Raw genomic sequence first — 23,637 nt, 5'->3', positions numbered from 1 at the left:
CATGTCGATCGTCAGTCCTGTCCCACCCGGATGACGCCCAGGGCCGAGAGCAGCGCCCGGGGGTCCCACGTCACGTGTTCCTCGACGATCCGGTCGCCCTCGAAGCGGGCGAACGTGGCGCCGTTGACCTCGACGTGCCGCCGAGTGGGAGGGACACCGAGGAACGAGTTCACATGGGTTCCGCTGCTGTGCCAGCGGATCGCGGCCCTGTCGCCTTCGACCACGAGGTCGTCGATGGTCGTGACCAGGTCGGGGAAGGCCGCCCGGGTCGAGATGATCGCGGCCTTGAAGGCGCCCAGGTCCAACGGCTGGGGGTCTCCGCCGTGGCGGAGGTACGCCGGGCTCAGCAGTGCGTCGAGGCTGTCGACGTCACCCTGGCCCCAGGCCGCGGACCATGCCTGCTCGATGAGCCCGCGACGGGCGTCAGAGTGCGACATCAGTCTTCTCCTTTCGGTCCCCGCTCAGCTCCTTCCAGAAGGACACCGCCAGACCGGCGATGATCACGAGGAACGGCAGGGACGTCACGATGACGGTGTTCTGAAGAGCGTTCAGTCCGCCGGCGAGCATGAGGACGACGGCGGTGGTTCCGGTGAGGACGCCCCAGAGGATGAGCACCGAACGGCGCGGAGTGAGCGATCCGTCCGAGGTCATCATGGACAGCACGTAGGTGTTGGCGTCCGCGCCGGAGACGAAGAACATCACGACCAGAAGGATGGCGATGGCCGAGGTGACCCCGGCCAGCGGGAAGTGGTCGAGGGTCGCGAAGAACGCGCTGTTGATGTCGGCCGCGGTCTGCTTGGCGATGTCGCCGTCCTCGAACATGTCGATGTGGATCGCCGTGCCGCCGAAGACCGTGAACCAGGTGAAGAACACCACGCTGGGGACGACCAGGACGCCCGTGATGAAGCCGCGGACGGTGCGGCCACGTGAGATGCGGGCCAGGAAGACGCCCACGAAGGCGCCCCAGGAGACCCACCAGGCCATCATGAAGTAGGTCCACCACTGCATCCACTCGAGCCCGCCGAACGCGGTGCCCTGCAGGCTCATCCGGAAGAAGTCGGTGGCCCACTGGCCCATGGACTCGATGTACAGGTTCGCGAGGAACACGGTCGGGCCGACGACCAGCATGAAGACGAACAGCGCGACCGCCAGCAGCGTGCTGCCCTGGCTCAGGAACTTGATGCCCTTGCTGACACCGGTCACGGCGGAGAGCGTGAAGACCGAGGTGACGGCGGCGATGATGAGCACCTGGCTCACCGAGTTGACCGGGACGCCGAACAACGTGCCGAGCCCGTTGTTGACCTGGAGGGCTCCCAGGCCGAGGGACGTCGTGGTGCCGAAGAGCGTCGCGAACACGGCGAGTACGTCGATCGCCTTGCCGATCGGCCCGTTCACGCGGTCGCCGAGCAGGGGCACGAACAACTGGCTCACCAGCGTGCGCCGGCCCTTGCGGAACGTCGAGTACGCGATGGCCAGACCGAAGACGGCGAAGATCGCCCAGGCGTGCAGGCCCCAGTCGAAGTAGGAGTACTGGAGCGCGCGCACCGCTGCCGCCGGTGTGTTCGGCTCGGCGAGACCGTGCGGTGGTGTCGCCAGGTGGGAGATCGGTTCGGCGACCCCGTACGAGACCAGGCCGATCCCCATGACCGCGCTGAGGATCATGGCGAACCACGTCACCGTCGAGAACTCCGGACGGTCGCTGTCCTTGCCCAGCCGGATGTCGCCGGCGGGGCTGAAGGCCAGGAACACCAGGAAGATCAGGATGGCGAGCGTGACCACCAGGTAGGCCCAGCCGAACGTGGCCGTCACCCAGTTCAGAGAGGCGTCGGTGACTCTGTTCAGGTTGTCGGTGAAGAGCACCGCCCAGGCGACGACGACGGCGGAGATACCGATCGAGGTCCAGAAAACGGAACCTAGTTTGCCGCCGCCGTCGACGACGGCGCCCGGGTCCTCCGTGGTGCTCGCTTCGGCGGCCGTTCCAAGGCGACTGGACATGGGGCACTCCTTGGGTTCGGGGCCGATGGCCACCCGCTCTGGCATGCAAGAAGCAGTAAGGCACGCCGCAGATGGAGCGTCAAGGGTCCGGTAGCCCGGAATCCTGGACTGGCTGCGTAAGCCAGCAGTATGCGCAGGTTATTGAGCTATTCAGAGCCTCGGTGGAAGGTTTTCGGAATGCCGCAACACCTTCTGTCCGCCCCCTTGACTGATACGAAAAGCGATACCTATCGTCCTGTGGCATGCAAGAGCGTATGGATCACCTCGACGAGCGCATCGGTCTCAGGAAGCTCGTGGTCTACCGCGATGCCGCCTTCACCGAGGCGGGCGAGGCACCCGCGCGGCCCGCGCGGCGAGCCAGCGTCGCCGCGGTCATACGGAATCCGTGGCTGGGCTCCGGCCCCTCGGCCGATCTGTCCGAGGAGCAGGGACGGATCGGCCCGGTGCTCGCCAGGCTGCTGACCGACCGGCTCCTCACATCCCTGGGCGGCGCGGACGAGATCGAGTCGTTCGGCAAAGCCGCCATCGTCGGTACGGCGGGCGAGATCGAGCACGCCGGGGCCCTCATCCACACCCCGTACTTCGGCAATCTGGTGAGGGAGTTCCTCCACGGCGAGTCGGTCATCTGCTTCGCCGACACACGGGCCGAGGCGGGCGAGACGCTGGTCGTCCCGCTCTGGCACAAGACACGAGCCTCGACGCGCAGCCACTACCAGACCATCAGCGCCCGCGTCTCCGACGCCCCGCGCGGGGACGAGATCGTCGTCATCGCGGCCGCGTCGACGGGACCGCGACCGCACCCCCGTATCGGGGACCGCCTGTCCGACCCCGTCGTCACCACCAAATCCCTGGAGGTTGTTCCCTCATGAGCGTCCGCAAGATCGTGACCGTCGTCGAGGAGATCCGCGCCGAGGGCGGCCGCGCGCTCGACCGGCCCGCCCGGATCGCCGTCGTCGCGGCGGTGATCGAGAACCCGTGGGCCGGTCAGGGCTTCGTGGAGGACCTCCACCCCGGCATCGACGCGAACGCCTCCGACCTCGGCGCGCTGCTGGCCCCGGCCGTGCTCGACGCGCTCGAAGCGCCCGCCGAGGCGTACGGCAAGGCGGCCATCGTCGGCCTGGACGGCGAGGTCGAGCACGGCTCGGCGCTGATCCACACGCTCAAGTTCGGCGACCACTTCCGCAAGGCCGCGAACGCCACCACCCTGCTGCCGGCGGTCGAGAAGCGCGGACCCGCCGGTGTGGTCTTCGACATCCCGCTGAAGCACATCACCGACGCCACGATCCGCTCGCACCACCAGACCATCGAGGTCAGGATCGGTGACGCCCCCCACCCGAACGAGATCGTCATCGCGCTCGCCGCGGCCGCCCAGGGGCGTCCCCAGCAGCGCCTGGCGCCGCTCTCGACCGAGCAGTAGGCATACATGAGCAAGCCCACCGTGGTGCTGCTGCACGGCGTCGGGCTCGACCACACCATGTGGGAGCCCACCGCCGCGCTCCTGGCCGACCACTTCACCGTGCTCACCCCCGACCTGCCGGGCCACGGCACCCGCCCGCCGGTGAGCGACGGGGTGACCCTCACCGACCTCGCCGACGGCGTGGTCGACGAGATCCCGGCCGGCTCGCACCTGGTCGGATTCTCCCTCGGCGCACTGGTCGCCCAGCAGGTGGCGCTGCACCACCCGGAGCTGGTGGCCACGCTGACCTCGGTCAGTGCGGTGTGCGAGCGTACGGCCGAGGAACGGGCCTCCGTGCTCGACCGGCTGCGCACCGCGGAGGCCGACTTCACAGCGAGCGCGGCCGCGTCCCTGAAGCGCTGGTACGACGGCACCGACGTCGACCCCGAGCTGGTGGCCCGCACCGAGGCCACTCTGCTCGCCAACGACGTCGGATCCTTCCTCAACTGCTATCGCGTGTTCGCCACGGCGGACGCCGACCTCGCACCGCACCTGGCCGGCATCGCCGTCCGCGCGCTGGCGGTGACGGGCGAGAACGATCCCGGGTCCACCCCCGAGATGACCCACCGGCTCGCCGCGGCGCTTGCCGACTGCCGCGCGGTGGTCATACCCCAGGCGCGTCACATGCTGCCCGTCGAGCGCCCCGACGCGTTCGCCGACTCCCTCACCACCTTCATCGGAGCGTGCGCACATGTCTGACCTCAGTACGTCGCAGCACTTCATCGGCGGGACATGGGCCGAGCCGACGTCGGGCGAGTACTTCGAGAGCACCAACCCGGCCACCCGTGAGGTCCTCTACCGGGCCGCGCGCGGCAACGCCGCCGACATCGGCAGAGCCGTGGCCGCCGCGAGGAAGGCGTTCGAGGATCCGCGCTGGCGCGACCTGAGCCAGACGCGGCGCGGACATCTGCTGCGGCGCCTGGGCGACCTGATCGCCGCGAACGCCGAAGAACTGGCCCGCATGGAGACGCAGGACAACGGCAAACTGCTGCGCGAGATGCGCGGGCAGCTGGCCACCCTGCCGGAGTATTACTACTACTACGCCGGACTGGCCGACAAGATCCACGGCGACTTCATCCCCACCTCCGACCGGCAGGTCCTCAACTACACGGCCCGCGAGCCCCTCGGCGTGGTCGGAGCGATCACGCCCTGGAACTCCCCGCTGACGCTGACCAGCAGCAAACTGGCGCCCGCGCTCTGCGCCGGCAACACGGTCGTGATCAAGCCCTCGGAGCACACCTCGGCGACGGTGCTCAAACTCGCCGAGCTGGCACTCGAAGCGGGCTTCCCGCCGGGTGCGGTGAACGTCGTCACGGGGTTCGGCGCCGAGGCCGGGCAGGCCCTGGTCGACCACCGCGACCTCGCGAAGATCTCCTTCACCGGCAGCACCGCCACCGGGTCGCGCATCGCCGCCGCGACGGCGGGCCGCTTCATCGGCTCCACGCTCGAACTCGGCGGCAAGTCGCCCAACATCGTCTTCGAGGACGCGAACCTCCCGAACGCCGCGATGGGAGTCGTCGCCGGCATCTTCGCCGCCGCAGGACAGACCTGCATCGCGGGCAGCCGGGTGTTCGCGCACCGGTCCGTCTACGACGAGCTACTCGAACGGGTCTCGGAACGCGCCCGGACCATCGTCATCGGCGACCCCCTGGACGAGAAGACCGAACTCGGACCGCTCGCCTTCGAGGACCAGCGCGACAAGGTCGCCGGGTACGTCGACCTCGGACGGGACGAAGGCGCCCGGGTGCTGACCGGTGGCCGGGCCACCGACGGCGGCCTCGGCGGCTGGTTCTACGAGCCGACCGTCCTCGTCGACGTCGACAACGGCATGCGCGTCGTACGGGAGGAGATCTTCGGCCCCGTCCTCGCGGTCATGCCGTTCGACACCGAGGACGAGGTCGTACGCCTCGCCAACGACACCGACTACGGACTCGCGGCCGGCGTGTGGACGACGAACCTCGCACGGGCGCACCGGATGGCGGCGCGCCTGGACGCCGGCACCGTGTGGGTCAACACCTACCGGGCCATGTCCCCGATGTCACCGCGCCAGGGCTTCAAGACCAGCGGTGTCGGCGTCGAGCACGGCACGGAAACGATCAAGGAGTACACGCGGCTCAAGAGTGTCTGGATCAACACCAGCGAGGAGCCCGTGGCCGACCCCTTCACGATGCGGAGCTGACATGCCACAGGTCGCCGTCACCCTCGCCGAGGGCCGCACCCCGGCACAGATCCGGGACTTGATCCACGAGGTCCACGCCGCGGTCCTGCGCACCGTGAACACCCGGCCCGAGTACATCCGCGTCGTCGTCCACGAGGTCCCCCGGACACACTGGGCCACCGGTGACGTCACCCTCACCGAGCTGGACGCCGCCGGCGCCTCGGACCCCACAGCACACGAGGAGCAGTCATGAGGTTTTCGTTGTTCGTGCACATGGAGCGCTGGGACGAGGAGGTCAGCCACCGGCAGCTCTTCGAGAACCTCTCCGAGCTGGCCCTGATGGCCGAGGCCGGCGGGTTCGGCACCGTGTGGATCGGCGAGCACCACACGATGGAGTACACGATTTCCCCCAGCCCGATGCCGCTGCTCGCCCATCTGGCCGCGAAGACCTCGACCATCCGCCTGGGTGCCGGGACCATCATCGCCCCGTTCTGGCATCCGCTCAGGGCCGCCGGTGAATGCGCGCTGCTCGACGTCATCAGCAACGGCCGGATGGAGGTCGGACTCGCGCGGGGTGCCTACCAGTTCGAGTTCGACCGGCTCGCGGGCGGACTGCCGGCCGCCGACGGCGGAAAGCACCTGCGTGAGCTCGTGCCGGCCGTCCGGGCACTCTGGCAGGGCGACTACGCCCACGACGGCGAGATCTGGCAGTTCCCGACGTCGACCAGTGTGCCCAAGCCGGTGCAGCAGCCCAGCCCACCCATGTGGATCGCCGCGCGCGACCCCGCCTCCCACGACTTCGCGGTGGCGCAGGGGTGCAACGTCATGGTCACGCCGTTGATGAAGGGCGACGAGGAAGTCGTCGCCCTCAAGGGGAAGTTCGACACCGCGGTGGCCAACCACCCCGAGGTGCCGCGCCCCGACCTGATGGTGCTGCGGCACACCCATGTCCACTCTCCTGCCGAGCCCGACGGCTGGCGTCCGGCCGCGGAGGCGATCAACCGCTTCTACCGCACCTTCGACTCCTGGTTCGGCAACAAGACCACGCCGCGGAACGGGTTCCTGCCGCCCAGCCCGGAGTCGAAGTTCGAGGAACGGACGGAGTTCCGGCCGGAGTCGCTGCACAAGACGGCGATGATCGGCACCCCGGCCGAGGTCATCGAGCGGCTGCGCGCCTATGAGGAGCTCGGCGTCGACGAGTACAGCTTCTGGATCGACACCAGCCTGCCGCACGAGGAGAAGCGCAAGTCTCTGGAACTGTTCATCAAGGAAGTCATGCCGGCCTTCCAGTGAGTCGGAGTGGGATGGCTGCTCCGCTCGGGGACGTGGTCGGGGACGGTCGAAGAACGCGTCAGCTGACCCGAAGACCGACCGCCAGCGTCAGTTCAAGGGCCCGGTGAGGCGAGGCGAGATCCGGAAACAGCTCCCGCAGCTGCGACATCCGGTACCGGACGGTCTGGGGATGGACGAACAACGCCGCCGCCACCTCCTCCCGTCTGCCCTGGTGCAGCAGCCACGCCCGCAATGTCTCCTCCAGCCGCCGAGCGGTCGCGTCAGGCAGGGTCCGCAACGGTGCGAGGGCTCGCTCGCGCAGGTCTGCGAACGCGTCCCCGTCGGCGCTCAGTACCAGCTCGGGCAGGTGTTCCTCGGTGTCGCGAATTTCGGAGGAGAGGGAGCGCGCGCGTACGGCTCGTGCGTACGAGGCGGACGCACGCGTCCATGGCCGGGCCGGGCCGACCACGGCGGTGCGGTCGGCCAGCTGCCTCAGCAGATGTGATCGGTCGGCATCGGGGACGAGCAGCACGCCCAAGGCGTCCGGCAGATCGTCGAGGACGAGGGTGCTCGGGTCGAGCGTGCGGTAGGCAGGCCGGGCCTGGGCGGCGGGCAGCAGGACCGCGGTCAGCGAAACCGGAGGCTGCCACCCTGCCCGCTGCACAGAGGCCAGCAGCACATCCTGGCTCGCGCCGGTGACGAGGTCGCGGACCAGTTGTTCCAGGTGGCGCTCATGAACCCGGCCCCGGGCGGCCAGCTCGTCGGCGTGGCCCGCGGCACTCGCGGCGGAGAGCTCGTCGATGTAGGCGAAGGTCAGCTCGGCGAACTTGGCGACCTCGGCGGCGGGCAGACCCGCGGGTACGGCACCCGCGGCCAGGCATCGCCAGGCCACGCGGGCACCGACCCGGTAGGCGCTGAGCAGGGCGTCCATCGAACGGCCGTCACGCACCTCGCCGCGGCCCAGCTCGTAAGCCGCGTCACCGGCGTCGCCGCCCGTGGCGTTCCCGCTCGCCACGTCCAGGTAGTGGCCCAGGGCGGTGCGGACGGCTCGGCGGATGGTGGCGCCCATGTGGCCCGTGAGGGCGTTGGCGTAGGGAGGGACCTCGTCGATGATCGCCTGGACGACCTCGTCGGCGGTGGTCTTCAGCGCGGCCCGAAGTGCTGTGACCGTCGTCTCATCCAGGGCCAGCTCGGTGGCCCTCCGGATTACATGGCTCATATTTTGTTCCCTGCGAACAATTCGGCCGACCAGATTCACGTCTTACGGACAGGACTTTACGCCCTTGGGCACATCAAGCTGGAGTCATGACGAGTACAGCCCTCCGCAGCAGGGCGTGGAAACTACTGGAGATGGTCACGACGCCGCTGCTGCCGTCGGACTACCTCGACCTGGTCAGCCCGCTGCGCGCGGGCGCAGACCTGCGTGGGCGCATCGAGGCCGTGCACCCCGAGACCCGTGACGCCGCGACCATCGTGATCAGGCCGGGACGGGGCTGGCGCGGCCATGCAGCCGGTCAGTACGTGCGGGTCGGGGTCGACGTCGACGGGGTGCGCCTGTGGCGTGCCTACTCGCTCACCTCGCCGACCCACCGCCAGGACGGCCGCGTCACGATCACCGTGAAGGCGATCCCGGACGGCAAGGTCAGCAACCACCTGGTCCGCAGGGCGAAGCCGGGCACGCTGATCCAGCTCGACCAGGCGACCGGTGACTTCGTGCTGCCGCAGGCCAAGCCCGCCAAGGTGCTCTACCTGACGGCCGGCAGTGGCATCACGCCCGTGATGGGCATGCTGCGCGACACCGAGTTCGACGACGCCGTCATGGTCCACTCCGCGCCGCGGCCGCACGACGTGATCTTCCGCGACGATCTGCACGACCTGGTCGCGGACAAGAAGCTGCGTCTCACCGAGCTGCACACCGACACCGACGGCATGCTCGACATCGCCCGTCTCGACGAACTCGTGCCCGACTGGGCCGAGCGCGAGACCTGGGCCTGCGGGCCCGCGGGCCTGCTCGACGCCGCCGAACAGCACTGGACCGAGCACGGCGTCCGAGAGCGCCTGCACACCGAACGCTTCCGCCCCACCGCCGTCGCCACCGGCGACGGTGGCGAGGTCACCTTCAGCACCACCGGCAAGACCGTCGACGCGGACGGCGCCACGCCGTTGCTGGACGTCGGCGAGGAGGCCGGCGTGCTCATGCCGTCCGGGTGCCGCATGGGCATCTGCTTCGGCTGCGTCACGCCGCTCAAGGCGGGCGCCGTCCGCGACCTGCGCACCGGCGAGATCACCGAGGCCGAGCCGGGCGTCCTCATCCAGACCTGCGTGTCCGCCGCGGCGGGCCCCTGCGACATCGAACGGTAGGAGCACCTTGACCGCCATCGACCCCACCGCCCACCTGACCGCGGAGCAGATCGAGGAGCTCGGCCGCGAGCTGGACGCGATCCGTGACGAGGTGATCGCCAGCCGGGGCGAGAAGGACGCCGCCTACATCCGCAAGGTCATCTCGGCGCAGCGCAAGCTCGAGCTGGTCAGCAGGGGCGTGCTGCTGTTCTCGTTCTTCCCGCCCGCGTGGCTGATCGGCACCGCCGGGCTGTCCGTGGCGAAGATCATGGACAACATGGAGATCGGCCACAACATCCTGCACGGCCAGTGGGACTGGATGCGGGACCCGAAGATCCACTCCACCACCTGGGACTGGGATCACGTCTCGCCGGCCGACCAGTGGAAGCACTCGCACAACGAGCTGCACCACACGTACACCAACGTGATCGGCAAGGACAATGACCTCGGCTACGGCATCATGCGCGTCGACGAGGACCAGAAGTGGCACCCGTTCCACCTCGGCCAGCCGCTGTGGAACTTCATCAACGCCTGCTTCTTCGAGTACGGCATCGCGGCGTACGACCTGGAGCTCGGCAAGAACCTGCACAAGCGCCGCCGCAAGAACCCGGAGTTCCGCGCCCGGGCCAGGGCCGTGGGCCGCAAGATCCGCAAGCAGGTCCTCAAGGACTACGTGATCCACCCGCTGCTGTCCGGCCCCTCCTTCCTCACCACACTCGCCGCCACGTTCACCGCGAACCTGGTCCGCAACCTCTGGACCCACTCGGTGATCATGTGCGGGCACTTCCCCGAGGGCGTACAGGTCTTCGAACGCCGCTCGATCAAGGGCGAGACGCGCGGCCAGTGGTACCTGCGCCAGATGATGGGCTCGGCGAACATCAGCGGCAGCAAGGCCATGCACTTCATGACCGGCAACCTCTCACACCAGATCGAGCACCACCTCTTCCCGGACCTGCCGAGCAACCGCTACGCCGAGGTCGCGGTGAAGGTGCGCGCGCTGTTCGAGAAGTACGAGCTGGAATACGTCACCGGCCCGCTGCCCAAGCAGGTGTTCTCCGCGTGGCGCAAGGTCTTCCGGCTCTCACTGCCGAACAAGAAGCCCAAGGTCAAAACCCCGGACCGCGAGCAGGAGCTCGTCGCGGCCTGATTCCCGGCATGGGTTCAGATCATTCGGCAGTACGGGGAGCACAGCCGGCTCGTTGAAATCCGTTCGCCGAGCGGATCAGGGACGCTCGCGGCTGCGCGGCCTGGCACACGACACTCTGTGACCTCACCGACCAACTCCTCCAGGCTCACACGGACGCCTGGCTGCCCCGATCACTCCCCGCACAACCGCCGACGTCCCGCGCGTTGCCGCCACCCTCGCCATGTCCGTGACGGCACTCGCGCCCCGCATTCCCCGGCCTTGCCCCCCCCGTCACCGCACGGTGCCGGTGGGCGTCGCGGGGGAGGCGGCGGTGGCCGCGTGGCTGCACGAGCAGTTCGGCGTCGAACCACAGCCTTTGTGGGAGTCGAGCCTGCGCGTGCACGGACTCGCCCGTGCGCAGCCGGAGGACGAGCGGCTCGGCTACGACGCTTCCCCGAGCCCACCAACTTCGGCAAGTTCTTCACCCGCCATGCCGGTGTGACTCCGGGCGCGTTCCGACTCGCCCACCAGGACCAGTAGCCAAGTCGGCAGAGCTGCCGCTCAGCCGGTGCGGCATGATCAGTGGTCGGGTGGAAGCAGGAACGGGAAGGGGCGTCAGGACCGTGGACGAGCATGCGGAGATCTCGACGTCGAGCGGTGCCGCGAACAACGCGCTGATTCTGGCCTTCGGGCGCTTGCAGGGGGCCGCGAACCGGCTGGAGTACATCCTGGGTCGGGCGCTGGAGGTGGAGTGCGGTATCAGCCATCTGATGTTCGAGGTGCTGCTCATTCTGGGCAGGGCGGGGGAGCCGGGGCTGTCGATGCGGGCCGTAGCCCAGGAGCAGGTCCTCACGACGGGTGGCGCCACGCGGCTGGTGGACCGTATGGAGGCCGCCGGCCTGGTCGAACGCGTCGAGGATCCCGGTGACCGGCGCGGGAGGCTGGTGCGCCTGACGCCGCTCGGGGAGGAGACCACGGTCTCCGCGTCCCGGATCCATGTGGAGAACATCAGGCGCTACTTCCTGGCGCCCCTGCCGGTCGAGGACCGGGACCGGTTCGCCGAGGACCTTCGCATCCTGAGCCACACCGCACGGGACACACTGCCCCGGCTTCCCTGAGGGCCGTGCGCCCCCGCGTCATGACACACGTCAACGTGGCTGCGGGACTGCTACCGGCGATCTCCCCCCTCGGCTACCGCGCCCCCAAGGCGAGATGCGTCGAACTCAGGAATACCTGACTAGTCAGGTATTGTTGGTGTCGGTGAATCGCTCGCATCAGGCGAGCACCCCACCCCTATGCCGAGGTCTTCGATGCAGCTCGTCTACGCCTTCGACGCCTACTGCGGCTGGTCGCACGGGTTCTCCCCGACCCTGCGTGAGGTCGTCTCCCGCCACCCGGACCTGCCCGTGGAAGTGATCTCCGGCGGCCTGTTCACCGGCTCGCGCCGCGTCCCGATCCGCGAGTTCGGCTACGTCCAGGGCGCCAACGCCCAGATCACCGAGCTCACCGGCGCCCGGTTCGGCGAGGGGTACGACCGGCTGATCGCCGACGGCTCGTTCGTGATGGACTCCGAGGCCGCCGCGCGCGGCGTCGCCGCCCTGCGCGGGGCTGCCCCCGACCGCGCGGCGGAACTGGCCGGCACCCTCCAGCGGGCCTTCTACCTCGACGGCCTCAGCCTGTCCGACGCCGCCACCTACCGGAAGGTCGCCGAAGAGGCCGGCCTTGACGCCGACGCTGTCGCTTCCGCCTTCGAGTCCCCCGAGGCCCACGACGCGGCGGCGGACGACTTCCGCCGCTGTGCCGGACTGGGCGTCACCGGCTTCCCCACCCTGCTCGCCGTCGACGGCGACCGCGTCACCGTCCTGGCCCACGGCCACGCCACCGCCGACGAGGTCGACCGGCGCCTCGCCACCCCCTCCTGACTGTGCACTCCCCACCCACGCAAGGAGCACCCACCATGAGCAGCACCCTCTCCTTCACGGTCTTCGACCTGAACTTCCCGGCCGGCAGCAAGAACAAGACCGCCACCCTCGTCACCGGCGAGAGCGAGGCGCTGCTGGTCGACGCCGCCTTCACCCGCGCCGACGGCCACCGCCTGGCCGCCGACATCCTCGACTCGGGCAAGAAGCTGACCACCGTCTTCGTCAGCCACGGCGACCCCGACTTCTACTTCGGCGCCGAAGTCCTCGCCGACGCCTTCCCCGAGGCGAAGTTCGTCGCGACCCCCATCGTCATCGAGCACATCAAGCACTCCTACGAGGGCAAGCTCAAGGCCTGGGAGGCCCTCGGCCCCAACCTGCCCACCCGCCTGGTCGACCTCGAGCCCCTGACCGGCGACCTCACCCTCGAAGGACACCGCTTCGAACTCAAGGGCGGCCCGGCCGCACTGCCCGACCGCCACTACCTGTGGCAGGCCGAGCACCGCGCCCTCCTCGGCGGCGTCCTGCTCTTCCAGCAGGAGCACGTCTGGGTCGCCGACACCCCCACCCCCGACGACCGCGCCGCCTGGATCAAGCTGCTGGACGAGATGGCCGCCCTCCAGCCGGAGCTGGTCGTCCCCGGCCACCGCCTGCCCAACGCCCCGGCCAACGCCTCCGCCATCTCCGCCACCCGCGACTACCTCCTCGCCTTCGAGGAGGAGCTCGGCAAGGCCACCGACGGCGCAGCCCTGACCGAGGCTCTGGTCGCCCGCTACCCGGACAACGGCATGCTCATCGCCGCCCAGATCGGCGCCAAGGTCGCCAAGGGCGAAATGAAGTGGGGCTGACCATGACCGACTTCACCGTGTCCACCGCCCCCGCCGACGTCGTACGCCGCCAGTACCTGGCCTCTGCGGCCGGTGACCTGGAAGCCCTGCGCGCCACCCTCGCCCCCGACGTGGAGTGGACCGAGATGGCCGGCTTCCCCCTCGCCGGCACCTACCGCACCCCCGACGGCGTCACCAGCAACGTCATGGAGCAACTGGGCAAGGAGTGGGACAACTGGATGGCCCACGACGACACCTACGTCGTCGACGGCGAGAACGTCGTCGTCCTCGCCCGCTACACGGCGGCCAACAAGGCCACCGGCAAGCACATCGACGTCCGGGTCGCCCACCACTTCGTCGTACGCGGCGGCCTGATCGTCCGCTTCGAACAGTTCACGGACACCGCACTCGTCCGCGACGCCATGACCGCCTGACCCTCCCGCTACCTGAGGACAGCACAGATGAACCCCACCGTCGTGCTCGTACACGGAGCGATGCACACCCCGTGGATCTTCGACCCCCTGCGTGAAAGGCTCGACGCCCGCGGCATCCCCTCCCGTGCCGTGCAACTGCCCAGCAGCAATCCCGACAGCGCGGCCGCCCAAGGACTGACCGAGGACGCCGAGGCGGTGCGCGCCGCCGTCGAAGCCGTCGACGGACCTGTCGTACTCGCCGCCCACTCCTACGGCGGAGTACCCGCCACCTGGGCCGCCGCCGAAGCCGACCAGGTCGCCGAACTCGTCTACATCGCCGCCTTCGCCCTGGAACCAGGCGTCTCGATGATGGAGTGGATGGGCGGCGACTTCCCGCCCACCTGGATCCACTCGCCCGACGGCCTGGCCGTCAAGGCGGGAGACGCGGAGGAGTCCATCTTCAGCGGAGTCGACCCCGCCCTGACCGCCGAGGCCGTCAAACGCCTCAACTGGCAGGGCCTGCGCGCCTTCACCGAGAAGCTGGGCGCCGCACCGACCGAGCTGCCTGTGACGTATGTCGTGGCCACCGAGGACCCAGCACTGCCGCCGACCGTGCAGAAACAGTGGGCCACGCGTGCCGCCCACAGCCTTCGCGTTCCCTCCGGGCACTCCCCGCACCTGTCCCACACCGACGAGGTAGCCGAGATTCTCGCCCAGGCCGTCGCGCGGGTCTCGTCCAACAGGTCCTAGGCGTGGTGTCCTGGCCAAGGCCGGACTCACCCCGCCGGACACCTGGACGAAGCTGCTGGACTTCTGCCGGGCGGCGAAGGCGAAGGGAACCCCCGCCTTCGCGCTGGGCAACCAGGACAACTGGGTGACCCAGCTCGTCCTCTACTCCCTGGTCGCCACGACCGTCTACGGCCCGGACCGGGACTTCAGCCAGAAGATGCAGGACGGCCGGGCCACCTTCGCCAAGTCGCCCTGGACCACCGCTCTCGACAAATACCTGACGATGGAGAAGACCGGCTGCTTCCAGAAGAACCCCCTGAGCACCACCTACGAAGCCAGCCAGCAACTCGCCGCCACCGGCAAGACCCTCGGCATCATCCAGGGCAACTGGGTCATCGCCCTCCTCAAGCAGAAGAACCCCCAGGGCACCTTCACGCTCAAGGCGCTTCCGGCCACCGACAAGCCCGCCGAGACCCTCGTACCCGCCGCCGCGGGAGCCGGGTACGGCGTCAACGCCAAGGCCGGGAACGAGGAACTGGCGCTGAAGTTCGTGAACTTCGTGATGTCGCCGCAGGGCATGAACCTGTTCAACAAGAAGCAGGGGAGCCTGCCCGCCCTCCCGGACACGGGCTACAGGGCCGACCCCTCGCTCACCGAACTCTCGACGTTCATCGAAGCGAACCGCACCGTGCCGTTCATGGACCAGCTCTGGCCCAACCCCAAGGTGCAGCAGACCATGCTCAGCGGCCTCCAGGAGATCTTCAGCGGCCAGACCACCCCACAGAACCTCCTCAAGGACATGGACACCGACTACAAGGCCGGCTCGTGAGCGCCGGCCCGGCAACCGAAAGGACGACGGAGTGACCGACGAAGGACCGGTAGCGGACGGCGTGGAGCCGGAGAACCGGAGCAGCGGCAACAGCGGCGGACAGCCGGGTCCGCGCCGTCGGACCGTGCTCGCGGCGACGGCCGGCGCGGTGCCGGTGGTGGCCGGCGTGATGGGCAGCGGTACGACCGCGCATGCGGCACCGAAGCACCCCGGGGAGGACGGAGCAGTGTACGGACTGACCGTGGAACACCGCACCGATCCGCTGGGCGTGGACGCCGCGCACCCCCGCTTCGGCTGGCGCATGCGGTCCGCCGGACGCGGGCGGAGCCAGGGCGCCTACGAGATCCGCGTCGCCGGCTCGCCGGGCAGGCTGACCGGTGACCGCGCGGACGTCTGGAGCAGCGGCCGGGTCCGTTCCTCCGACTCCGTCGCCGTGCGCTACCGAGGCAAGCCGCTCAAGGCGTCGACCCGCTACTACTGGACCGTCACAGCCTGGGACACCGAGGGCCGCTTGGTCGGCAGCGGGCCCGTGGCCTGGTTCGAGACGGGTCTGATGAGCACCGACGGTGTCACGGGCTGGGACGGAGCGCGGTGGATCGGGATGGAGGGGAAGGTGTCCCGCTCCTCCGGAGCACCGATGCTGCGCACTCAGGCACCGCTGAGGGGCCGGGTCCGCGAGGCACGGCTGTACGTCTCCGCTCTCGGGGTCTACGACGCCTACGTCAGCGGCCACCGGGTGACCGTCCCGCAGGACGGCGGCACCACGCTCGAACTGCTGCCCCCGGGCTGGACGAACTACGACGCGCGCGTCAACTACCTCACCTACGACGTCACGCACCTCGTCGCCCGAGAGCCGGCCGTCACTCTGGCGGCCGTGCTCGGCAACGGCTGGTACAACGGCCGCATCTCCGACGGCAGCACCTACTATTCCGAGGACGGCCATGCCCTCGCCCTCAAGGCCAAGCTGCTGATGCGCTACGCCGACGGGACGAGGCAGTCACTCGTCACCCGGCCGGACGGCTCGTGGAAGGCCACCGACACCGGTCCCTGGCGGGCCGACGACATCTACGACGGGCAGACCTACGACGCCCGGAAGGAACTGCCTGGCTGGACGTCGTCCGGTTTCGACGATTCCGGCTGGTCGGACACCACCGGCGTCCCCTTCGAGACGCGGTACCCGGACGCGCGACTCCTCGCCTACCCGGCCGAGACCGCCCGCCTGATGAGCCGCTGGGACCGTCGGCCGCAGTCGGTCACCGTGTTCACGGGAACGACCGGTGAGGGCAGGGGCCGTATCGTCGTGGACCCCGACCGGACGGTGACCGACCCGCACCGTGCGGCCGCCGGCCCCGTCACCATCGGTGCCGGTGACACCGCGCTCTTCGACCTGGGCCAGAACATGGTCGGCGTACCGCGCTACACCCTGCTCGGCCCGGCCGGCGCCCAGGTCACCTTCCGGTTCGGCGAGATGCTCAACGACGGCAGTGCGGGCGCGGACGGCCCCGCAGGCTCCCTGTACCGGGCCAACCTCCGCAGCGCGAAGGCCACCAGCACGTACATCCTCAAGGGCGACCGGAGCGGGGAGACCCACCAGGACTCCCTCACGTTCTACGGCTTTCGCTATGTGTCCGTCACCGCGACCGAGACGGTCACGATCACGGGCCTGACCGGCAAGGTCGCCACCTCCGCGATCCGCGAGACCGGCACCGTCACCACGGACGACCCCGACACCAACCAGCTGATCAGCAACATCCGCTGGGGTCAGCGCGGCAACTATCTGTGGGTGCCCACCGACTGCCCGCAGCGCGACGAACGCCTCGGCTGGACCGGTGACACCCAGGTCTTCTCCGCCACCGGCCTGTACAACGCCGACGCCGGCCCCTTCCTGAGCCACTTCCAGGACACGACCGTCGACTCCCAGAGCATCTACGGCATGGACCAGGCCCAGTTCACCGGTGTCGCACCCGGCGGACGCTACAACTTTCCCGGCGGCGGCAGTGGTTGGGCGGACTCGGGCGTCATCCTGCCCTGGACCCTGTGGCAGATGACCGGCGACCCGGCCGTCGTCGAGCGCAACTGGCCCGCGATGACCCGATACCTCGACTGGATCCGGCGGCAGACCGGCGACACCTACGCCGGCCAGGGCTCCCTCACCGGCGACTGGCTCGCCCCGCAGAAGACCAGCGCCCAGCTGATGAGCGACGTCTACTACGGCTATGTCGCCCGCCTCATGGCGAAGATGGCCCGAGCGATCGGCCGGCCGGCAGAGGCCGCGGGATACGAGCGGCTCTTCGGCGACATCAAGAAGGCGTTCGTCGAGAAGTACCTCAGCACCGACGGCGGCACCGTCACCGTGAGGTCCAGTCTCGGTGAGGCCTCGCCGATCGAACCGGGCGCCGACCCGGACGAGAAGACGGAGGACAACACCCAGTCGGCCCTGCTGTGGGTGCTGAAACTCGGCTTCTACGACACCGAGGCCCAACGCCGCGCCCTTGTGGACCACTTGGCCGACAACATCGGCAACGACGCGGCCTACAAGGCCGCACATCCGAAAAGCAGTCGGGTCAAGTACGCCGAGAACACGCTGTCCGTGGGGTTCCTCGGCGTCAATGTCCTGGCCCCGGTCCTCACCGAGCAGGGCCGCGCGGACCTGGCGTACGAACTGCTCCATCAGGACGCGTTGCCGTCGTGGCTCTTCTCGGTGCGGGGCGGCGCCACCACGGTCTGGGAGCGCTGGAACTCGTACTCCCGGGATGCCGGGTTCGGCCCGGTCAGCATGAACTCCTTCAACCATTACGCGTACGGCGCCGTCATGGAGTGGATGTACGCCTACATGGCGGGAATCGCCCCCGACCCCGACGGCCCGGGCTTCCGACGCTTCGTTCTGCAACCGCACCTCGACCCCACGGGCCGGATCACGCAGGTGGCGGCGACGTATGCCTCGCCGTACGGGGAGATCCGAAGTGAGTGGAAGCTTGCGGACGACGGCAGGACCCTCACGTACCACGTGTCCGTCCCCGCGAACAGCCGTGCGACCCTGCGCGTCCCGGCCCGCTCCGCCGACTCCGTCCGAGAAGGCCGCACCCCGCTGGCCCGGGTCGACGGCGTACGGCTCCTCGGTCACTCGGACGGCACGGCCTCGTTCCGGCTGCCGCCCGGCCACTACTCCCTGACCATCGCGGTGCGTTGACATGGCGCCCCGGCACCGCTCGCTGCGGGCGGTGCCGGGCCAGGGTGGTGCGCTCAAGCGGGGACATCACTCTCAGGCAGGCCGGCAAGGGCCTTCTCGACCGCGGCCAGGACCTCCAGGGGCGCCTTGTCCAGGGAGGTCAGGAGGAGGCCGGCATCCGGTCGGCGACGGGCTGCAGGGTGACGACGGTGTGCTCTGCCGCCCGGGTGTGGGGGTGCACGGCGAAGGCGTGGACGAGCACGGCGAGGACGGCACAGACGACGGTGACGACTCCGAGGGGGAGGGCCGTGGCCGAGCCGCCGAGGCCGACGAGCGGGGCGGCGATGCCGCCGAACGCGAAGCGTGCCGTGCCGAGCAGCGACGACGCCGTGCCGGCGATCTCGGGGTAGTGCGCGAGCGCGAGGGACGTGGAGGGCGGGGTGGTGGTGGCGACGCCGCTGACCATGGTCAGCAGGGACAGCACGATGGCGGCAAGCGGCAGGTGCAGTGCCGCGGTGGCGAGGAGGCCGGCCGCGCCCGTCAGGGTCATGGCCAGGCCCAGGACGAGGGTGCCCTTCTCCGACCACCGCTCGGAAAGCCGCCCGGCGACGAAGCCGAACACCATGAATCCGGCGGAGTTCAAGCCGAACGCGAACGAATAGCCCTGTGGGGACAGCCCGTAGATGCCCTGCAGTACGTAGGTGGCGCCGCTGAGGTAGGCGAACAGAGCGGCGTTGACGAACCCGGTGATCAGGACGGCGCCCAGGAAGAGCCGGTCGGCCAGCAGACGGCGGAAATCACGTCCGCTCTGGGCCAGGCCGCCTCCGGTGCGCTCGTCCGCGGGCAGGGTCTCACGGAAGACGGTGAGGCAGGCGACCAGGATCACGGCGCCGAGCAGGGCGAGGAACAAGAAGATGCCGCGCCAGTCGGTAAAGGCGGCGAGCCGGCCGCCCAGGACCGGCCCGACGATGGCGGCCAGGCCGCCGATCACGGTGAGACGGCCGTAGTAACGGACCAGCTTGCCGCCGGAGTACAGGTCGCGTCCGGCGGCCTGGGCGATCACGATACCGACGGCCCCGGCCAGGCCCTGCACGAAGCGGGCGGCGACCAGCGACTCGACGCTGGGGCTGAACGCGCACAGCACCGAGGTGGCGATGTAGGCGACGGCGCCGGCCAGCATCGGGCGGCGGCGGCCGAAACGGTCCGAGAGCGGTCCCGCGATCAGCTGGCCGAACGCGAGGCCGAGGAGGCAGGCGGTGACCGTGAGCTGCGCGGCCGACGTCGACGCGTGCAACTCGTCGGTCAGGGACGGCAGCACCGGCAGATACAGGTCCATCGAGATCGGCCCGAACACGGTCAGCAGGGCCAGCACGACGGCCAGGGCACGGCCGACCGTCCGCTCACGCGGCGCGTTCGGGGGCACGGGGGTGTTCACACGGCTCCAATCGAGCAAGGAGGAAGGGCCGGAGGGCGTACGCCTCATCGACCTGGTCGGCGCAGAGGTCGAACGGGAGGGCGAGTCAGCCGGTGGCGGGGGCGGCGGCGTACTCCTCGTCGGTGACGGGGGTCAGCCAGTGCACGACGTCGTGATCGGCATCGGCCTCGTTGATGGCCAGGTGGACCATGAGCCGGTTCGGTGCGGCGCCGTGCCAGTGCTCCTCGTCGGCCTCGAACAGCACGCGGTCGCCGGGCCGGATGACCTCGACGGGTCCGCCGCGGCGCTGGCACAGGCCGACGCCCTCGGTGACGAAGACCGTCTGGCTGAGCGGGTGGCGGTGCCAGTGCGTACGCGCACCGGGCATGAAGTGGACCAGGTTGGCGCTGACCCGGGAGGGCTCGGGGGCTGCGGCCACGGCGTCGATGTAGACGTCGCCGGTGAACCAGTCGGCGGGGCCCCTGACGGTGTTGATCGAGCTTCGGGTGATCTGCACGGTGTTGCTTCCTTCTGTGTGAGTGCCGTGGGTGGGTCAGGGCTTGAGGAGAGCCTTGATGGCGCGGCGCTCGTCCATCGCCCGGTAGCCCTCGGCGACCTGGTCCAGGGGCAGAGTGAGGTCGAAGACCCGGCCGGGATCGATCGCGCCGGTCAGAACGCGGTCGATGAGGTCGGGCAGATAGCGGCGCACGGGCGCGGGTCCGCCACGCAGCCCGACGTGGGAGAAGAACAGCTCCTGACCGTCGACCGCTACCTCGTGCGGAACGCCGACGAAGCCGACGTTGCCGCCCGGTCGCGCCGAGTGCAGCGCCTGCCGCATCGCCTGGGCGGTGCCGACACACTCCAGCACGCTGTCCGCGCCGATCCCACCGGTCAGCTCCTTGACCCGGGCGACACCCTCCTCGCCACGCTCGGTGACGATGTCGGTGGCGCCGTAGGCGAGGGCCAGCTGCTGCCTGCTTTCGTGACGGCTCATGGCGATGATCCGCTCGGCGCCCATCTCCTTGGCCGCGATCACGGAACACAGGCCGACCGCGCCGTCACCGACGACGACGGCCGTCGAGCCGGGCTTCACCTCGGCGGCATCCGCGGCCCACCAGCCCGTGCCCATGACGTCGGACACGGCCAGCAGACCCGGCCAGTACGTCTCGTCCGGGATGCCGTCGGTGGCGACCAGGGTGCCCTGGGCGTTGGGGATGCGGACGTAGTCGGCCTGACAGGTGGACATGAACTCACGGTCCAGACAGCTGGACTGGAAGCCGTTGCCGCAGTTCGCGCAGGTGTTGTCCGAGGTGGCGAACGAGCCGACGACGAACTGTCCCGGCCTGACCGCGGTGACCTCGGATCCGACCTCCTCGACGAAGCCGACGTACTCGTGGCCCATCGGGTGAGCCTGCTCGGTCGGCTCCGCGCCGCGGTAGGGCCACAGGTCCGAGCCGCACACACAGGTGACGGCCGTGCGGATGATCGCGTCGGTGGGCTTGAGGATCTTCGGGTCGTCGAGGGTTTCCAAGCGGATGTCGCCGGGGGCGTGGATCACTGCTCCGCGCATCAGAGGTCTTCCTTACATGCCGTGCTCACAGGGGGGCGGGGCCCGGGCTGTCATCAGGCCGCCGCAGGCGGTGCCCGGCATCCAGGAAAGCGCTCTTCCCGGCGGGGAGCGAGGTACCAATGAGGGGTGTACTGGCAGTGCATCCCTTTCACGCGTGACGGGTCGTACCGTCGAAGGCATGGACAACCGTGAGGAGGTCCGCGAGTTCCTCACCTCGCGGCGTGCCAAGATCAGTCCCGAGCAGGCCGGTCTACCCGCCGGCTCCCGACGCCGCGTGCCGGGTCTGCGCAGGAGCGAGGTCGCGGCGCTCGCCGACATGAGCGTCGAGTACTATGCCAAACTCGAACGCGGCAACCTCGCCGGTGTCTCGCCCGCTGTCCTCGAAGCCGTCGCCCGCGTGCTGCAGCTCGACGACGCCGAGCGCGCCCATCTGCTGAACCTGGCCCATGCCGCCGACGGCACCGCCATCCTCACCCGCCCCCGCCGCCGCGCCCCGGGGCCGCAGGTCCACCGCAGCCTGCAGTGGACGCTGGACGCGATCACCGCCGGGCCCGCGGTCGTGTGCAACGGCCGCCTGGACATCCTCGCCAGCAACCCGCTCGCCCGGGCCTTCTACACCGACCTGTTCGCGAACCCGGCCAACCAGCACAACCTGGCCCGCTTCCAGTTCCTCGACCCGGCCTCGCGCCGCTTCTACCCCGACTGGGACCTGTTCGCGGACATGGCCGTAGCCCTGCTCCACGCACAGGCCGGCCGCAACCCGTACGACAAGGACCTGCACGACCTCGTCGGCGAACTGTCCACCCGCGTGGAGGAGTTCCGCACCCGCTGGGGCGCACACAACGTCCGCCGCCACGGCACCGGCACCAAGCGGTTCCACCACCCCGCCGTCGGCGCCCTCACCCTCGCCTACGAATCCCTCGATCTGACCGTCGAACCCGGTCTCAGCATGACCATCTACACCGCCGAACCCGGCACCCCCTCCGAAGAGGGCCTGCGCCTGCTCGCCTCGCTCGCCGCCACCGAAGACAGCACACCCGCCACACAGCACCCCACCACCGGCTGAGGCACGTCTACGTGCAGGTCAGCAAGGGAGTCCGAGGCGCTCGCCCGCGACGCGCCGTTCAGCTCGTGGTGACGCGGGCGTTGACCCGCCGCATCCAGTCGCGGTCGGTGTGCCACATGGGGTGATGCGGGGCCGCGTTCGAGGTCAGGACGACGCCCCGGAAGCCCGCGGCGAGGCAGCGGTCGACGACGAACTCCGCGATGTCCTTGCCGACGGCGTCCTCCTCGAAGCGTGTCAGCAGCGGGGTGTATCCCACGACGCCTTCACCGAGCACGGCGGGGATGCCGCGCAGGCGGGCGAACTCGGCGACGGAGTCGACCCACCCGGCCAGCGTCTCCCGCATGGCCTGCCGATGCGCCGGATAGTTCTCGTAGAGCCACAGATCCCAGCGGTCGGGGTCGACCCAGTCGAGTGTGTAGAACAGTTCGCGGGGGATCCCGGTGGCGGCCAGTCGCCACGGCTCGTCCGGGTGATAGTCGGCGAAGGCGGGTGCGTCGGGGCGCAGCATGGCGGCCAGTTCGGGGGTCGGCCAGGTCGCCGTCTCGGGAGCCGCCTCGGTGCCGTGCCCGAGTCCGACCGCCTCGTACAGCGCGCCGAGCACGCCGTAGACGTAGAAGTGGAAGTGCGCGATCTGCGCCCCCTCCGGCAGGTCGTCGATCTCGCTGGGCCAGGGCTCGCCCAGTGAGTAGGTGACGGGGATGCCGGGGTGCCGGGCCCGCAGCAGCTTCACGGCACGGTCGAGAGGGCCGCGCAGGTAGGCGTAGTGGGTGACGCCGTCGCGCGGTACGAGGGAGCAGTTGTCGACCTCGTTGTGCACCTCGACGTAGGCGACCTGGTCGGAGAGTCCGCGCTCGGTGAGGAAGTCGAGGAGTCCGGCGAGCGCCTCGGCCACCGCCTCGGCGCGGTCCGGGCCGGGGACCTCGGCCAGGGCGCGGTGCCAGGCGTCCGTGTCGGCGAAGCTGGGGGACTGCTGGTACTCCCAGGAGGACACGATCACCTGGCAGTCGTGGCGGGCGGCCGCCTCGAACAGCTCGACGAGCCGGCGGCGGCCGTCCAGCGGATAGCCGCCGCGCACGTCGTACCAGCGGGTGCGCTGTCCGAACTCCTCGCCCAGGCCGCGGACCTCGATCGACTCCGGATCGGGGACGCGTCCGGAGAACAGCAGGAAGGGCATGGCGCAGACACGCACGGTGTTGAAGCCCCGGTCCACCGCCTCGGCGAAGGCCTGGTCCAGGTCGGCGAACGGCTCGCCGGGGCCCGCCTGGGTGTACCAGCTGAAATCCCACAGGGTGATGGCCATTGCTTGCTGCTGTGTCGTCATGAGGGCACGGTAGCTCAATTCATTAATTATGAA

23 protein-coding genes are annotated in these 23,637 nt (G+C 69.7%); 16 read left to right on the top strand and 7 right to left on the bottom strand.

Features of this window, described 5'->3' with window-relative positions:
* Positions 1-11 precede the first annotated feature (11 nt).
* Complete coding sequence (locus tag ACZ6I3_RS20215) at positions 12-437, bottom strand: ester cyclase (protein ID WP_469416183.1); 426 nt, start codon at positions 435-437, stop codon at positions 12-14.
* Complete coding sequence (locus tag ACZ6I3_RS20210; RefSeq protein WP_469416182.1) at positions 424-1,995, bottom strand: BCCT family transporter; 1,572 nt, start codon at positions 1,993-1,995, stop codon at positions 424-426. The genes ACZ6I3_RS20215 and ACZ6I3_RS20210 overlap by 14 nt, the downstream gene beginning before the upstream one ends.
* 242 nt (positions 1,996-2,237) lie before the next feature.
* Between ACZ6I3_RS20210 and ACZ6I3_RS20205 the strand changes: the two genes are divergently transcribed.
* From ACZ6I3_RS20205 to ACZ6I3_RS20180, 6 genes are read left to right on the top strand one after another with little or no spacing between them, the layout of a single operon-like run.
* Entirely contained in the window at positions 2,238-2,864 is a 627-nt protein-coding gene (locus tag ACZ6I3_RS20205) for an amino acid synthesis family protein (protein WP_469416181.1), read from the top strand.
* Positions 2,861-3,412, top strand: a complete 552-nt coding sequence (locus ACZ6I3_RS20200; RefSeq protein ID WP_469416180.1) for an amino acid synthesis family protein — start codon at positions 2,861-2,863, stop codon at positions 3,410-3,412. The genes ACZ6I3_RS20205 and ACZ6I3_RS20200 overlap by 4 nt, the downstream gene beginning before the upstream one ends.
* Before the next feature lie 6 nt (positions 3,413-3,418).
* On the top strand, positions 3,419-4,150 hold the full coding sequence (locus tag ACZ6I3_RS20195; protein WP_469416179.1) for an alpha/beta fold hydrolase: 732 nt from the start codon (positions 3,419-3,421) through the stop codon (positions 4,148-4,150).
* A complete protein-coding gene (locus ACZ6I3_RS20190; RefSeq protein WP_469416177.1) occupies positions 4,143-5,630 on the top strand; it encodes an aldehyde dehydrogenase in 1,488 nt (495 codons plus the stop codon). The genes ACZ6I3_RS20195 and ACZ6I3_RS20190 overlap by 8 nt, the downstream gene beginning before the upstream one ends.
* Position 5,631: 1 nt before the next feature.
* Positions 5,632-5,862 carry a tautomerase family protein gene (locus tag ACZ6I3_RS20185; protein WP_469416176.1) on the top strand — a complete coding sequence of 77 codons (231 nt, stop codon included), beginning with the start codon at positions 5,632-5,634 and terminating at the stop codon, positions 5,860-5,862.
* Complete coding sequence (locus ACZ6I3_RS20180; RefSeq protein ID WP_469416175.1) at positions 5,859-6,902, top strand: LLM class flavin-dependent oxidoreductase; 1,044 nt, start codon at positions 5,859-5,861, stop codon at positions 6,900-6,902. The genes ACZ6I3_RS20185 and ACZ6I3_RS20180 overlap by 4 nt, the downstream gene beginning before the upstream one ends.
* A 58-nt stretch (positions 6,903-6,960) precedes the next feature.
* Here the strand turns inward: ACZ6I3_RS20180 and ACZ6I3_RS20175 are convergent, their stop codons facing one another.
* Positions 6,961-8,100: a PucR family transcriptional regulator gene (locus ACZ6I3_RS20175; protein WP_469416173.1), complete on the bottom strand. Its 1,140-nt coding sequence runs from the start codon at positions 8,098-8,100 to the stop codon at positions 6,961-6,963.
* An 86-nt stretch (positions 8,101-8,186) separates the two neighbouring features.
* On the opposite strand from ACZ6I3_RS20175, the gene ACZ6I3_RS20170 reads away from it, so the two are divergent.
* The 9 genes from ACZ6I3_RS20170 (at position 8,187) to ACZ6I3_RS20130 (ending at position 18,254) form a co-directional block, all read left to right on the top strand.
* Positions 8,187-9,242: a ferredoxin reductase gene (locus tag ACZ6I3_RS20170; protein ID WP_469416171.1), complete on the top strand. Its 1,056-nt coding sequence runs from the start codon at positions 8,187-8,189 to the stop codon at positions 9,240-9,242.
* Positions 9,243-9,249: 7 nt separating this feature from the next.
* Positions 9,250-10,368: a fatty acid desaturase family protein gene (locus ACZ6I3_RS20165; protein WP_469416170.1), complete on the top strand. Its 1,119-nt coding sequence runs from the start codon at positions 9,250-9,252 to the stop codon at positions 10,366-10,368.
* Between the two features lie 602 nt (positions 10,369-10,970).
* A complete protein-coding gene (locus ACZ6I3_RS20160) occupies positions 10,971-11,465 on the top strand; it encodes a MarR family winged helix-turn-helix transcriptional regulator (protein WP_469416169.1) in 495 nt (164 codons plus the stop codon).
* A 192-nt stretch (positions 11,466-11,657) separates the two neighbouring features.
* Complete coding sequence (locus tag ACZ6I3_RS20155) at positions 11,658-12,269, top strand: DsbA family protein (RefSeq protein WP_469416366.1); 612 nt, start codon at positions 11,658-11,660, stop codon at positions 12,267-12,269.
* A gap of 35 nt (positions 12,270-12,304) precedes the next feature.
* Positions 12,305-13,114, top strand: a complete 810-nt coding sequence (locus ACZ6I3_RS20150) for an MBL fold metallo-hydrolase (RefSeq protein WP_469416167.1) — start codon at positions 12,305-12,307, stop codon at positions 13,112-13,114.
* A 2-nt stretch (positions 13,115-13,116) separates the two neighbouring features.
* Positions 13,117-13,527, top strand: coding sequence for a nuclear transport factor 2 family protein (locus ACZ6I3_RS20145; RefSeq protein WP_469416165.1), 411 nt, complete (start codon positions 13,117-13,119; stop codon positions 13,525-13,527).
* A gap of 27 nt (positions 13,528-13,554) precedes the next feature.
* On the top strand, positions 13,555-14,256 hold the full coding sequence (locus tag ACZ6I3_RS20140) for an alpha/beta fold hydrolase (RefSeq protein ID WP_469416164.1): 702 nt from the start codon (positions 13,555-13,557) through the stop codon (positions 14,254-14,256).
* A gap of 10 nt (positions 14,257-14,266) precedes the next feature.
* Positions 14,267-15,064, top strand: coding sequence for an extracellular solute-binding protein (locus tag ACZ6I3_RS20135; protein WP_469416365.1), 798 nt, complete (start codon positions 14,267-14,269; stop codon positions 15,062-15,064).
* A gap of 169 nt (positions 15,065-15,233) precedes the next feature.
* Positions 15,234-18,254 carry a family 78 glycoside hydrolase catalytic domain gene (locus ACZ6I3_RS20130; RefSeq protein WP_469416364.1) on the top strand — a complete coding sequence of 1,007 codons (3,021 nt, stop codon included), beginning with the start codon at positions 15,234-15,236 and terminating at the stop codon, positions 18,252-18,254.
* 139 nt (positions 18,255-18,393) lie between these two features.
* On the opposite strand, the gene ACZ6I3_RS20125 is transcribed toward ACZ6I3_RS20130, so the two are convergent.
* The 3 genes from ACZ6I3_RS20125 to ACZ6I3_RS20115 all read right to left on the bottom strand — a co-directional run bounded on the left by ACZ6I3_RS20125 (position 18,394) and on the right by ACZ6I3_RS20115 (position 21,217).
* Entirely contained in the window at positions 18,394-19,668 is a 1,275-nt protein-coding gene (locus ACZ6I3_RS20125) for a multidrug effflux MFS transporter (protein ID WP_469416163.1), read from the bottom strand.
* 85 nt (positions 19,669-19,753) lie between these two features.
* Positions 19,754-20,164, bottom strand: a complete 411-nt coding sequence (locus ACZ6I3_RS20120; RefSeq protein WP_469416161.1) for a (R)-mandelonitrile lyase — start codon at positions 20,162-20,164, stop codon at positions 19,754-19,756.
* 36 nt (positions 20,165-20,200) lie between these two features.
* Positions 20,201-21,217 carry a zinc-dependent alcohol dehydrogenase family protein gene (locus ACZ6I3_RS20115; RefSeq protein WP_469416159.1) on the bottom strand — a complete coding sequence of 339 codons (1,017 nt, stop codon included), beginning with the start codon at positions 21,215-21,217 and terminating at the stop codon, positions 20,201-20,203.
* Positions 21,218-21,395: 178 nt separating this feature from the next.
* Between ACZ6I3_RS20115 and ACZ6I3_RS20110 the strand changes: the two genes are divergently transcribed.
* Complete coding sequence (locus ACZ6I3_RS20110) at positions 21,396-22,283, top strand: helix-turn-helix transcriptional regulator (protein WP_469416157.1); 888 nt, start codon at positions 21,396-21,398, stop codon at positions 22,281-22,283.
* A 58-nt stretch (positions 22,284-22,341) separates the two neighbouring features.
* On the opposite strand, the gene ACZ6I3_RS20105 is transcribed toward ACZ6I3_RS20110, so the two are convergent.
* Complete coding sequence (locus ACZ6I3_RS20105; RefSeq protein ID WP_469416156.1) at positions 22,342-23,604, bottom strand: cellulase-like family protein; 1,263 nt, start codon at positions 23,602-23,604, stop codon at positions 22,342-22,344.
* Positions 23,605-23,637: the final 33 nt, after the last annotated feature.

The sequence above is a fragment of the Streptomyces sp. NPDC041940 genome (genome assembly GCF_055589465.1).
This window is presented reverse-complemented; position numbering and strand designations above follow the sequence as displayed.